The following is a 12,657-nucleotide window of genomic DNA, read 5'->3' on the forward strand; positions in this document are numbered from 1 at the left end:
ATTCTGCCTGAAATTCTCAGCTGAACCGGTTTGTTTCCTGTCATGGAATTTCAAGGAGGCAATCGCTATGACACTTAATCAGCTGGAATACTTTTGCGCCGTGTGCCGTTATCACAGCATCACCCGCGCTGCGGAATCCCTTTTCGTTTCACAGCCGACAATATCGACTTCGATCCGTAATCTGGAAAAGGAGTTTCACCTTAGACTTTTCACCCATGGCCAGAACCGGATCACACTGACCAATGACGGCTCTCTTTTTTATAAGAAAGCCGAATATATCCTTCACAGAGCGCATGAGATGTACACGGATTTCTCTGACAAGGACACGAACAAGGCACCGCTTCGGATCGGCATCACTTCGACCCCGAGCGCCCTGCTTCTGCCGTCCTTTGCCATGGAGTTTGAAGAGAAATACGGCATCCCCGTGAAGCTCATGGAATGCTCTTCCATGCACGCCCGCGAGCTTGTCGATAATGATGAACTGGATGTGGCTATCGCCAATCTGGATTTCTACAATCTGGATAACTACGATTACCACACCGTCATTGAAGATACGTACGTGTACTGTGTAGACAAGAATCATCACCTGGCTAAGGAACCATCTGTTTCCTTCGAAACACTGAAGGAAGAGCCGATCATTCTTTTCAACACGGACTCCGTCCAGTCTCACACCGTCATCACCGGCTTCCGTTCCGAAGGAGCAACTCCGCATATCAAAATGTACTGCAGCCAGCTGACGACAGTCCTCAACTGTCTTTCTGCCGGCAACTGTGGTGCCTTCCTCTACTCGGCAATGACCCTTCCGGAAAACATCGTGAAGATTCCTGTCGAGCCAAGGATCAGCAACCAGTTTGGCCTGCTGTGGAAGAAAGGCGTCTTCATCACCGACCACCTCGGAAAATTCATCCAGTACATGGGAAATTACAAATTCACTTCTACGAATCTTCGCCCTGTCATTGCAGAACCTAGCGTTGCTGCAGCCAGTGCTGAGGCTGAGTAGAAGGGAAAAACGTCCGCTGAAAGGCGGGTGTTTTTGCTTTCCCTTCATATCCATTTTCCCCACAATAAAACTCTGCTGGTTTTCCAGCAGAGTTTCTTTAACCCCCGCGGCGGTCACTTTTTGTGGTTTGTATACAGGTCGTATGATACTTCTCTTTCATCAAAGCGGTTCAGTACGACTGGTTTCCTTTCGGCATAGCCGATGACTACGATGCAGAATGGATCAAGTTCAGTCGGGATATCGAGGATGTTGCAGAGGTGGATCTTTCTGTCCTGATATGGATAAACCTGCAGCCAGAGGCTCCCCAGCCCCAGGTGTTCCGCTTCGAGCAGGATGTTTTCTGCGGCAGCTGCGCAGTCGAAGGACCATTCGTCAGGGAAGCTGACGCCTTCTTTCTTGCCTACGATAACGATGGCAGCAGATGCTTTTCTCGCCGGGCCTGCTACGATGCTGTTGTGAGAAATGGCTTTGACGAGGTCTTCTCTTGTTACGATGATGAAGTCTCTGTCTTTCTGATTTCCTACGGATCTGGCCTGCATGCCTGCCTTGACGAGTGTCAGGAGCTGTTCATCCGGTACTGGTGTCAGCTCTTTGAAATTACGGCATTCGCCTCTTCTGAAAATTTCATCCATGCCCAATCTCCTCCTCCAATAAGCGTTACGCTTGGAAATATATTCAAATGAAATTCTTTATATTGTTATTATGTTTATTATGCCTTTATATTTATTATACCTTTTATTGATGAAACTGTCGACTGCTGAAAGGGACATACGCGCATCAAAAAAGAGGATGTACCTAGGTACATCCTCCTTTTATTTGATTAGAGATTTCTAGTCGTTTTGAGACGAACCAGGGCACGCATGAGCGCGAGTCTGGCGCGATCTACATCGACGTCTTCTTTCTTAAAAGCCAGTCTGTCTTCAGCGCGTTTCTTAGCTGCCTGAGCGCGGGCAACGTCGATGTTGTCTGCGAGTTCAGCAAGAAGAGCGATGATGTTGACGTGGTTGTCATTGACTTCAAGGAAGCCGCCGAATACGGCAACTCTCTGTTCCTTGTCACCTGTCTTTATGCGCACGCAGCACATTTCGAGAGCAGCAGCAAGGGGAAGGTGGCGCTTTTCGATACCGAATTCGCCGTCTTCCGCACGGGCAACCACCAGATCCACGCCGTCCTGTGTAAAAATAGGACCGTCTGGACTGATGACTTCGACGTGCATTGGATTTTCAAGGGTATCAGCCATGGCTTATTCCCCTTTCTTCATCTTTTCAGCCTTTTCCATTGCTTCGTCAATAGTGCCGACCATGTAGAATGCGCCTTCTGGCATGTCATCATGCTGGCCTGCAAGGATTTCCTTGAAGCCTCTGATGGTTTCCTTCAGCGAAACGTATCTGCCGGGGGAGCCGGTGAACTGTTCAGCTACGAAGAACGGCTGAGACAGGAATCTCTGGATCTTTCTTGCACGAGCAACGATGACTTTATCGTCGTCGGAAAGTTCTTCCATACCGAGGATGGCGATGATATCCTGGAGTTCCTTGTAACGCTGCAGAATAGCCTGTACGCCGCGGGCTACTTCGTAGTGTTCTTCGCCGAGTACGTTCGGGTCAAGAATACGGGAAGTGGAGTCGAGCGGATCTACTGCCGGGTAAATGCCGAGTTCGGCGATGGAACGGTTCAATACGGTGGTAGCATCCAAGTGGGTGAATACGCCTGCCGGAGCCGGGTCGGTTAAGTCGTCGGCCGGTACGTATACTGCCTGAATGGATGTGATGGAGCCGTTCTTTGTGGATGTAATACGTTCCTGCAGTTCGCCGATATCGGTTGCCAGGGTTGGCTGATAACCAACGGCGGACGGCATACGTCCGAGCAGTGCGGATACTTCAGAGCCTGCCTGAACGAAACGGAAAATGTTATCTACGAAGAGCAGTACGTCCTGTCCCTGCTTATCGCGGAAGTATTCAGCCATTGTCAGACCTGTCAGAGCAACTCTCATACGAGCTCCCGGCGGTTCGTTCATCTGGCCGTATACGAGGGCAACCTTGTTCAGGACGCCGGATTCTTTCATTTCGCCCCAAAGGTCGTTGCCTTCACGGGTACGTTCGCCTACGCCGCAGAATACGGAGCAGCCGTCGTGTTCGGTTGCGACGTTGTGGATCAGTTCCTGAATCAGGACTGTCTTGCCTACACCTGCGCCGCCGAACAGACCGATTTTACCACCCTTTGCGTATGGGCAGATAAGGTCTACGACTTTGATGCCTGTTTCGAAAATTTCAGCTGCCGGAGACTGGTCTTTGAAGGCCGGTGCCTCACGGTGAATCGGCCAGTAGTCAGCTGCGTCGACTTTCGTCGGGTCGTTGTCTACTGTCTGTCCAAGGACGTTGAAAATACGTCCGAGGCAGCCGTCGCCTACCGGTGCTGCAATAGCACGGCCGGTGTCAACGGCTTTCATGCCGCGTACCATGCCGTCTGTGGAACTCATTGCAACAGCGCGGACGACTCCGTCGCCCAGATGCTGCATGGTTTCGCAGATGACATCAACAGGAACGCTGGCTTTATCATCTTTTACATGGATTGCGTTATAGATGGCAGGAAGTTCCTTATCATCATCGAAAGCAATATCAACGACTGCGCCGATGACCTGGACTACTTTACCTACCTGCATCTCCTGTTCATTTGCCATGAAGAAGCATTCCTCCTTAATATGTTAAGCGGTTTATTCAAGCGCAGCTGCGCCGCCGACGATTTCGGAAATTTCGTTGGTGACCTGAGCCTGACGTGCTTTGTTGTACGTGAGGTTGAGGTCGGCGATTCTTTCCGTAGCGTTGTCGGTTGCAGCGGACATGGCAGCCATACGGCTTCCAAGTTCGGAAGCAGCGGACTGGAGCATGGCGTTGTAAACCTTGACCTGTACGTATTCCGGAAGGAGTCTGGAGAGAACTGTGTGAGCGTCAGGCATGAAAATGTATGGCGCTTCTTTCCATTTCTTTTCAGATCCGTTGCCGGTTTCCTCATCTGCCTCAGGAGCTTCGACGGGAAGAATCTTCTCGACGAGTACCTGCTGATGCAGAGCGGTGATGAATTTCGTGTAAATCACATAAACTTCGTCCACTTCCTCGGTCACGAAGTAGTCAACCATTTCCTTCGCGAGATCGATGGAATCCTGGGCGGTAGGTTTATCAGAAAAGCCGAAATGATAGGAATCAAGATCGTATCCACGGAATTTCAGGTAGTTTCTACCCTGTTTTCCGCAAACGTAAAGAGCGTATTCGGAACGATCCCTTCCGGAGATTTCTTGCAGTGTCCGCTTCATAACGTTGGAGTTAAAAGCGCCCGCAAGGCCTTTATCGGCGCTGATGACCAGATAGCCGACCTTCTTTACCTTGCCTGTTCTGAAGAGCGAGCTGGTAAAATCGGGAGTTACCGAAGAAGCACGGCGCAAGAGCTCTCCGATCTTTTCAGCATAAGGACGAGAGCCGTTTGCTTTTTCTTCTGCTTTGCGCAGACGGGCAGCGGCAACCATCTTCATTGCTTTTGTGATCTGCTGGATGTTGGTGACAGATTTAATGCGCCCTTTTATATCACGCGTACTTTCCAATCAGATCACCCCTCTACCGTTTCAGACTTATCCTGGGATTTTGTAGCTGCGTAACGTTCCTTGAATTCAAGAATAGCTGCTTTCAGTTTCTCTTCGTTTGCTTCTGTCAGCTTCTTGTTCTTCACGATGTCTTCTCCGATTTCCGGATGGGTGCTGTGGAGGAATGCAAGGATGCGGTGTTCGAAATCAACGACTTCGTCAACTGCAACATCATCGAAGTAGCCTTTAACTGCTACGTAGATGACCTGTACCTGGTCTTCGACCGGGTATGGGGTGTACTGCGGCTGTTTCAGGATTTCAGTCGTTCTCTGACCGCGGTCAATCTGTGCCTTGGTTGCAGCGTCCAGGTCGGAACCGAACTGAGCGAATGCAGCAAGTTCGCGGTACTGTGCCAGATCCAGACGCAGGGTACCTGCGACCTGTTTCATAGCTTTGATCTGTGCGGAACCACCTACACGGGATACGGACAGACCTACGTTGATAGCCGGACGGATACCGGAATAGAAGAGTGCGGTTTCCAGATAAATCTGGCCGTCGGTGATGGAAATAACGTTGGTCGGAATGTATGCGCCTACGTCGCCTGCCAATGTTTCGATGATCGGCAGTGCGGTGATGGAGCCGCCGCCCAGTTCATTGGAGAGGCGGGCAGCACGTTCCAGCAGACGGGAGTGCAGATAGAATACGTCGCCTGGATAAGCTTCACGTCCTGGCGGACGGCGGAGCAGCAGGGACATTGCGCGGTATGCTACTGCGTGTTTGGAGAGGTCATCATAAATAATGAGGACGTCTTTGCCCTGATGCATGAAGTGTTCAGCGATGGATACACCAGAGTATGGTGCGAGGTACTGCATCGGGGAACCTTCGGATGCGCCGGCATGAACGATGATGGAGTAATCCATAGCGCCGGCCTGTTTCAATTTTTCATATACACGGACAACGTTGGAGTTTTTCTGCCCGATGGATACGTAAATGCAGATAACGTTCTGACCCTTCTGGTTCAGGATGGTATCGATGCCGATAGCCGTCTTACCAGTACCACGGTCGCCGATGATCAGTTCGCGCTGGCCGCGGCCGATCGGAACCATGGAGTCAATGGATTTCAGACCTGTCTGCAGCGGTACATTAACTGGCTGTCTGTCAGCAATGCCCGGTGCTTTGATTTCAATGTCGCGATATTCGTCGGTTTTGATTTCGCCTTTGCCGTCGATTGGCTGTCCGAGCGCGTTTACTACGCGTCCGATAACTGCATCGCCTACCGGAACCTGCATCAGGTGACCTGTTCTCTTAACAACGTCGCCTTCCTTAATGGTTTCGGAGCGACCCAGAAGAACGGCACCTACGTTGCTTTCTTCCAGGTTGAGTGCCATGCCGTATACGCCGTTCGGAAGTTCGAGCAGTTCGCCGGCCATGCAATTCTGAAGGCCGTACACATGGGCAATGCCATCGCCGACTTCAAGAACCGTACCTACTTCATCGACATTGAGGTCTACTTTGTAGTTTTCAATCTGTTTTTTAATGACAGATGTAATTTCATCTGAACTGATTTTCATTTCCTAGAAGTCACCTCAATCTCTTTGTTTCATAATATGTTTCAAAGTCTGCAGCTGTCTAGCCACGGATCCATCGATCAGGCGATCGCCTACTTGGACGGTAAAACCACCAATCAACGCCGAGTCTACCTTCTGCTTCATGACAATTTTCTTTCCGGTGATTTCGGAAAGTTTTGCCTTCAGGGCTTCGACCTGGGTCTTGGTGAGCGGAAGAGCGGATGTTACCACTGCTTCTTCAATTCCCATGCCTTCATTAGCCAGAGCCGCATAGACGTCGACCATTGCCGGGAAATCGGTGAAACGGTCTTTGTCGATGACGACATAGCAGAATTGCAGAACTACAGGCTGAACCTTATCTGCAAATAATTTATTTAATGTATCTTTCTTGACATCCTTCGCAAGCAGAGGATGGAAAAGAAGCTGCTTCAGTTCTGCATTGCCAGTGATGGTATCAGCGATTAAATGAAGCTCTTCTCCAGTTTTTTCAAGGCTGTTTTGTTCAGCGGCTATTTCATAGATGGCGCGACCGTATTTTCTTGCAAGAACTACGTTCTTATCCATGATTATTTACCCGCTTTTTTAGCATCCAGCTTGGCGATGCTTTCTGCGATGAGCCGGTCGTTTGCGTCCGGTGTCATGTTCTTACTGATGATCTTTGCAGCGATTTCGCAGGAAAGGTCAGCTACCTGAGCCTTCAGATCTTCGAGAGCGTCCTTGCGTTCTCTTTCGATCTGCTGGGTAGCCTGGTCCTTGGACTTCTGAATAGCTGCATGTGCTTCGTCAATCTGTGCCTGCGCCTGTACTTTGGCTTCCTTGACTGCCTTGTCTACGATCTCCTGTGCTCTGACTTCTGCGTCACGGAGCTGAGCTTCATAGCTTTCTTTCAGCTTTTCAGCATCTGCTCTGTTGTTTGCGGCAGAATCCAGATCATTTTTAATGTGCTGCTTGCGTTCGTCCAGCACTTTAATGATCGGTTTGTAGCAGAAATGGCCCAAAATGGCAACAAAGATGAGGAAGTTAACGATCTGAATCAGCAGTGTACCGTTAATGTCTACCAATGAGCTCCCTCCTTAGTGAAATAACTCAATCGTTATGAATTATTATCCAAGGAATGGGTTAGCGAATACGAGGACAATAGCGATGACGATAGCAATAATCGGAATAGATTCGATCAGACCGATAGCAACGAGCATGTTGGTGAAGAGTGTGCCTGCCATTTCAGGCTGACGGGTCATGCCTTCGAGAGCAGCGCGTGCTGCACGGGAGTCGGAGAATGCTGCTGCCAGAGAAGCGCATCCAGAGATGATTGCTGCTGCAATAAGAGAGTACTGAACGATAATGGCCTGTTCCATAATGATTAATTCCTCCTGAGGATAATTTGAATTTTCCGGGTCATCCGGATGATTTTAAGTACCGTTTGGACGGACGGCGCCGTGTTAAACGAAATAGATTGCCGGTTTACGCAGACGGCGCTGCCATGGACGATCACAAACTATGTTTCAGATACACAGAAGACAACGTTGTGAAAATGTATGCCTGAATAACCCCTACAAAGACGCTGAATGCGATCCAGATGATCGGTATGAGCCAAGGGGCCAGAGCGTACAGCAGTTCCAGAAGAATTTCGCCGGCCAAAATGTTGCCGAATAGACGCATAGCCAGCGTAACTGGTCTTGAAATTTCCTCTACCAAGTTGATGAGGACGAAAACCGGGAATGGCTCAAAGAAATGCTTGACCCATTTGCCTACGCCCTGATTGGCAATATACAGAGCGTGAATCAGGATAGTGACCGCGAGCGCCAGGCCCAGTGTCGTATTGATATCACTGGTCGGTGATGCTGTCATGTGGTCCGTCGGCAGAAGCCCGAGCTGGTTAGCTGTCAAGATGAACAGGAACAGCGTCAGCAGAGCCGGCACTACCTGTCTGTACTTCGGTCCGACGTTCGTCTTGAACTGGTCAAGAAGTGCTTCAATGAGGATTTCAACACAGTTCTGCACTCCGGTTGGAACCAGCTTCTTCCCGCGGGATGCGGCAAAGACAACAAGGAAAACAATAAGTGCAGTCAGCCATGTTGTAAAAATGGTGTCCATGTTGACCTGCATCCCTAGCAGCTGTTGTACAGCATGCGTACCTGTATGAAGATGCATGATCTCACCCCCTCTCTCTTACTGGAATGTCAAGAAAAAACAATTATTCCTTAATAGCACCAATGATGCGCTCCCCGTAGGTTGCGACCACCAGTGATAGTAAGCCAGCTAAAAAACCTAAAATGTTCAGCGGCGTGAATATCACGACGAGAACGCTAAGCAGGATTTCCAGAATAAAGCGGCCGGACGCAAATCCCGCTATGCGGCGGCCGATGAAAAAAATATCTCTGCCGGTCTCCGTCCAGTCAAGATATTTCTTCCTTAGGAACAGGAAAAAGGCAGCGTGAAAAAGAGCCGCCAGCGAAAAAGCGACACTAACCCGCCACCCCCAGATCAACTGAGTGACGATCCCGCCAACAGCGGCGAGAACCAGCAGAAGATATGTAATTTTCTTTGTGTAATCCGGAAATGCAGAATCACAGTTCATTTTCAGTTTATTTCCCCAGCATCTGTTTCACGACGGACCAGAGTCCGCTGGCGGCACCTACAATGGACAGAACAATCAATCCGAAGGGCTTCGTGCCAAAATACTCATCACATTTAAGCCCAAGCCAGACGCCCACGCCGATCGACGACAGCAATGTGAATCCGGCGCCCGTAGCTACAGCTATACTATGGAGAGCATCAAAATCAGAAACAGGTTTGTTTTTCTTCTTCGGCTTCTCATCCATATTCGCTCCGGAACGGGATTATCTCATCAAATTGCGCCCCTTCAGTAATGAACAAGACGCAAAAAATTATTTATACTGTTTCAGTATATCATAATGATTCTTTATTGGCTATAAATTTCATAGGTTTTTTGTCGCTGATTCTTTCCTTCCAAAGTAAATAATCAACGATGCGTGCTGCAGATTTGCCGTCGCCATATGGATTGACGGCTTCTGCCATTGCTTTGTATTCTTTTTCATCGGTAAGAAGCTTGTACGCCGTCTGGAATACTTTTTCCTCATCCGTGCCGACTAAGCGGACCGTGCTGGCTTCGACGGCTTCGGGTCTTTCGGTCGTGTCTCGAAGGACGAGGACCGGTTTCCCGAGGCTCGGCGCCTCTTCCTGGATTCCGCCGGAATCGGTGAGGACGATGGCAGCGCGCGCCATGAGGTTTGTGAATGGTTCATATTCCATCGGGTCGACGAGATGGATGCCCGGAACTCCTTCGAGTTCTTCGGAAACAGCTTCGCGTACGAGCGGATTCCTGTGAACCGGGAAGACAACTTCCGTATCCGGCACGGATTCCACAAGGCGGCGGAGCGCTCTGTAGACGTGGTGCATGGGGTCGCCCAGGTTTTCTCTTCGATGCGTCGTCACGAGGATGACTCTCTTGTGTTCTTCAATGGCTTCGATTTCCGGATCTTCGAAATGGTAATCCTTCTTGACGGTTGTAAGGAGCGCGTCGATGACGGTATTGCCTGTTACGAAAATGGAATCATCGCTCTTGTTTTCACGGAGAAGGTTCTGACGGGCTGTTTCTGTCGGTGCGAAGTTCACATTAGCAAGGACGCCTGTCAGCTGGCGGTTCGCTTCTTCCGGGAACGGGGAAAGAAGATTTCCCGTGCGCAGGCCTGCTTCGACGTGTCCGATGCGGATCTGCTGGTAGAAAGCGGCAAGAGCGGCCGTGAAGGTCGTCGTCGTGTCGCCGTGGACAAGGACGTAATCCGGTTTTTCCTTCTTCAGTACATCTTCCAGGCCGCGGAGGACGCGGGCGGTGATGTCATAGAGAGACTGTCCGCTCTTCATGATGTCGAGATCATAGTCGACAGGCAGTCCGAAGAGGTCGACGACCTGATCGAGCATTTCCCTGTGCTGGGCGGTCAGGCAGACCTTGGTATCAATTTCTTCATGCTTCAGCAGTTCCCTGACAACGGGCGCCATCTTGATGGCTTCCGGTCTGGTGCCGAATATCGTCATTACCTTTAACATATCCCTTATCTCCCTTGATTCCGGTCGCCCGGATTTATTTCAGTGCCGGCTTTTCTTCCGGCCCTTTCGACTTGGATTCTTTACCCTTTTCTTCTTTTTCCTTCTTCATTTTCATCTGGTAAGGGGAAGGAACGATTTCCTTCATGACCCCGAGTTTCCTTGCCCAGAGGATGAAGAGGATGAGAGCAGCTGCCACGATGGCAATCCCTGCCCAGAGGCTCAGGTGGATGACAACGAGAGCGATGCAGGAGAAGAAGGCGGTCAGTGCGTACATGATGAGGACGACCTGCTTCTGATTGAGGCCCTTGGCAAGGAGCCTGTGATGCAGGTGGTTCTTATCCGGCGAGAAAATCGGAACGCCGCTGCTCTTCCTGCGGACGATCGCAAGAAGCGTATCCGTGATCGGCACGGCAAGCGCAACGAGCGGAACGATCAGGACGGCAGCCGCAGCTGTCTTCATAGATCCCATGACGGAAACAGCCGCAATGATGTAGCCCAGGAACATCGAGCCCGTATCTCCCATGAAAATCTTAGCCGGGTTGAAGTTGTACTGCAGGAATGCCAGGCATGCGCCGGTCATGGCGACCATGGCTGCCGCTGCTGTCCACTGTCCCATCTGGAAAGCCAGAAGGGCGATGGCAATGGATGCGATCGTCGCAATCCCGGCAGCAAGGCCGTCGAGCCCGTCGATCAGGTTCACCGTATTGATGAAGCCGATGATCCAGAAAATCGTAAGCGGGATGGAAATGACAGCCGGCAGGTAGACGATGCCATGCCATGGCACATTGATCCAGTCAATATTGATGTTGAAAATCACGACAGGAATCGCTGCCGCAATGATCTGCCCCAGAAGCTTGACCTTCGGGCGCAGGGAAACGACGTCGTCCGCAACGCCGACAATGATCAGGAACGTAGCGCCGGCCATGATGCCGACCATCTCATACGTAAAACCGATCGTCGTGATCGCAGAGACCATGAAGCCCGCGTAAATCGCAAGGCCTCCGAGCCGGGGTACCAGCCCGTGATGCACCTTCCTGGCGTCAGGCTTGTCTACGGCTCCGATGCGGATGGCGAAGTTCTTCACGACAGGCGTCAGTACGAACGTGACGGCAAGCGCGACAAGAAACGTGAACGCATAAGCGAACAACGTAACACCTCCTAAAAAAAGACATTTCAAGTCCATTCTACCACAGAGCGCGGTCAAGAGAAATGAGAAAAACATACGCTTTTTAAATTTCTTTTTCCAAAAAGACAGGAAACATCGGATTTCATTTGCCTTTTCTCCTATCCATGAATACCGCTTTCCCGATAAAATCATAGCATGCAATGTAATTTTGATAATTCTTATCAAATTCTAATTGAAATATATTTTCAAAATCGAAAATTATATGATATACTCTCTTTGAAGGCAAATCCGGATGTACGGATTCTGATTTGTCCTCACAATTAGCAGCCTCTTACGTTTCTCACATAAGAGGTTCACTCCTTATATCCCTTTTCCTTTGTTTTATTTTTGGGGACCGGCGCGAACCGGTCCTCTTTTTCTTTGTCCAAAAGTTGATGAATCCTTCTTCCCATAACCTCCCCGTCATCGTTTTCGCTTTCTGATTGATGAATATGGATTTCCTTTATTTATTATTATCTACTATGTATAATATAAAGCAGGGATGTAAAAGAAATGCAAAAGGGCTGCAGCAGAATGTGAAATCATCCTGCTGCAGCCCTTTCTTTTATTCTTCTATGCCCATATGTTTCAGGACTCTGTCCATGAAAGCGCGGAAGAGGGGGTCCATGGTTTCCGGGTCCATGTTTTCCGGATGCCACTGGACGGCGGCAAGGAGGTCGCCTTCTTCGCTTTCGACGGCTTCGATGACGCCGTCTCTTGTCCTTGCGGCCGGGCGGAGGCCCTGGGCGAGTTTCTTGATGCCTTCTCTGTGGCGGGAGTTGACGTAGAGGCCCTCGCCTAAGATGTCCATCAGTCTTGTATCTTTCTCAACTTCGATATAGTGCGTCGCGATATTTCCCGGTGCTCTCTGCATGTGCTGGATGAAGGCGCCTGAATTCTGCGACTGCATGTCCTGCCAGAGGGTGCCGCCCAGAGCGACGTTCAGGATCTGCAGGCCGCGGCAGATGCCGAGGATCGGTTTTCCTGCCTTGATGCATGCCTGTATGAGGTCGATTTCGAACTTATCTCTCTTCTCATACGTCGGCCCAATGCTCCAGATCGGATCTTCATGGTAGAAGCGCGGCGTCGGATTCGGGCCGCCTGGAAGGACGAGGGCATCGAAGGTGCCGACGAGTTCTTCTGCTTCCGCATAGTCATTGTATGGAAGGATTACGGGAAGGAATCCATTGCGTCCCAGCGCGTCGATCAAAGGTCTTGGCGCATAGTCCGCCATTTTCTGATTGATTGGCTTCATTTCAGCCAGAAGTGTATCGGCCGTAACGGC

At 50.3% G+C, this 12,657-nt stretch carries 15 protein-coding genes; 1 reads left to right on the forward strand and 14 read right to left on the reverse strand.

Annotated features, from left to right (window positions below; genetic code table 11):
- Positions 1–67: 67 nt before the first annotated feature.
- Complete coding sequence (locus M3200_RS04990) at positions 68–1,000, forward strand: LysR family transcriptional regulator (RefSeq protein WP_022382450.1); 933 nt, start codon at positions 68–70, stop codon at positions 998–1,000.
- Positions 1,001–1,113: 113 nt separating this feature from the next.
- Here the strand turns inward: M3200_RS04990 and M3200_RS04995 are convergent, their stop codons facing one another.
- From M3200_RS04995 to M3200_RS05060, 14 genes are all read right to left on the reverse strand, one after another.
- Positions 1,114–1,632, reverse strand: coding sequence for a nitroreductase family protein (locus M3200_RS04995; RefSeq protein ID WP_022382451.1), 519 nt, complete (start codon positions 1,630–1,632; stop codon positions 1,114–1,116).
- A gap of 188 nt (positions 1,633–1,820) precedes the next feature.
- Complete coding sequence (locus M3200_RS05000) at positions 1,821–2,240, reverse strand: F0F1 ATP synthase subunit epsilon (RefSeq protein ID WP_022382452.1); 420 nt, start codon at positions 2,238–2,240, stop codon at positions 1,821–1,823.
- A gap of 3 nt (positions 2,241–2,243) precedes the next feature.
- Positions 2,244–3,677: a F0F1 ATP synthase subunit beta gene (gene atpD, locus M3200_RS05005; RefSeq protein ID WP_022382453.1), complete on the reverse strand. Its 1,434-nt coding sequence runs from the start codon at positions 3,675–3,677 to the stop codon at positions 2,244–2,246.
- 33 nt (positions 3,678–3,710) lie between these two features.
- On the reverse strand, positions 3,711–4,592 hold the full coding sequence (gene atpG, locus M3200_RS05010) for an ATP synthase F1 subunit gamma (protein ID WP_022382454.1): 882 nt from the start codon (positions 4,590–4,592) through the stop codon (positions 3,711–3,713).
- 5 nt (positions 4,593–4,597) lie between these two features.
- A complete protein-coding gene (gene atpA / locus M3200_RS05015) occupies positions 4,598–6,142 on the reverse strand; it encodes a F0F1 ATP synthase subunit alpha (RefSeq protein WP_022382455.1) in 1,545 nt (514 codons plus the stop codon).
- Between the two features lie 15 nt (positions 6,143–6,157).
- On the reverse strand, positions 6,158–6,703 hold the full coding sequence (locus M3200_RS05020) for a F0F1 ATP synthase subunit delta (protein ID WP_022382456.1): 546 nt from the start codon (positions 6,701–6,703) through the stop codon (positions 6,158–6,160).
- Between the two features lie 2 nt (positions 6,704–6,705).
- A complete protein-coding gene (gene atpF, locus M3200_RS05025) occupies positions 6,706–7,200 on the reverse strand; it encodes a F0F1 ATP synthase subunit B (protein ID WP_022382457.1) in 495 nt (164 codons plus the stop codon).
- Between the two features lie 42 nt (positions 7,201–7,242).
- The gene (gene atpE / locus M3200_RS05030) at positions 7,243–7,494 is read right to left on the reverse strand and encodes an ATP synthase F0 subunit C (RefSeq protein WP_022382458.1); all 252 of its coding nucleotides are present in this window, start codon (positions 7,492–7,494) and stop codon (positions 7,243–7,245) included.
- 133 nt (positions 7,495–7,627) lie between these two features.
- Positions 7,628–8,290: a F0F1 ATP synthase subunit A gene (gene atpB / locus M3200_RS05035; protein WP_022382459.1), complete on the reverse strand. Its 663-nt coding sequence runs from the start codon at positions 8,288–8,290 to the stop codon at positions 7,628–7,630.
- A 43-nt stretch (positions 8,291–8,333) separates the two neighbouring features.
- Complete coding sequence (locus M3200_RS05040) at positions 8,334–8,717, reverse strand: hypothetical protein (RefSeq protein WP_022382460.1); 384 nt, start codon at positions 8,715–8,717, stop codon at positions 8,334–8,336.
- A 7-nt stretch (positions 8,718–8,724) separates the two neighbouring features.
- Positions 8,725–8,961 carry an AtpZ/AtpI family protein gene (locus M3200_RS05045; protein ID WP_022382461.1) on the reverse strand — a complete coding sequence of 79 codons (237 nt, stop codon included), beginning with the start codon at positions 8,959–8,961 and terminating at the stop codon, positions 8,725–8,727.
- Positions 8,962–9,049: 88 nt separating this feature from the next.
- Positions 9,050–10,207: a non-hydrolyzing UDP-N-acetylglucosamine 2-epimerase gene (gene wecB / locus M3200_RS05050; RefSeq protein ID WP_022382462.1), complete on the reverse strand. Its 1,158-nt coding sequence runs from the start codon at positions 10,205–10,207 to the stop codon at positions 9,050–9,052.
- Positions 10,208–10,241: 34 nt separating this feature from the next.
- Positions 10,242–11,354, reverse strand: coding sequence for a glycosyltransferase family 4 protein (locus tag M3200_RS05055; RefSeq protein ID WP_022382463.1), 1,113 nt, complete (start codon positions 11,352–11,354; stop codon positions 10,242–10,244).
- Positions 11,355–11,937: 583 nt separating this feature from the next.
- On the reverse strand, positions 11,938–12,657 hold a 720-nt coding region (locus tag M3200_RS05060; RefSeq protein WP_288178160.1), incomplete at its 5' end, for a gamma-glutamyl-gamma-aminobutyrate hydrolase family protein.

Origin of the sequence: Dialister sp. CAG:357 (assembly GCF_000435155.1) — a bacterium.
Lineage (GTDB): Bacteria > Bacillota > Negativicutes > Veillonellales > Dialisteraceae > Dialister > Dialister hominis.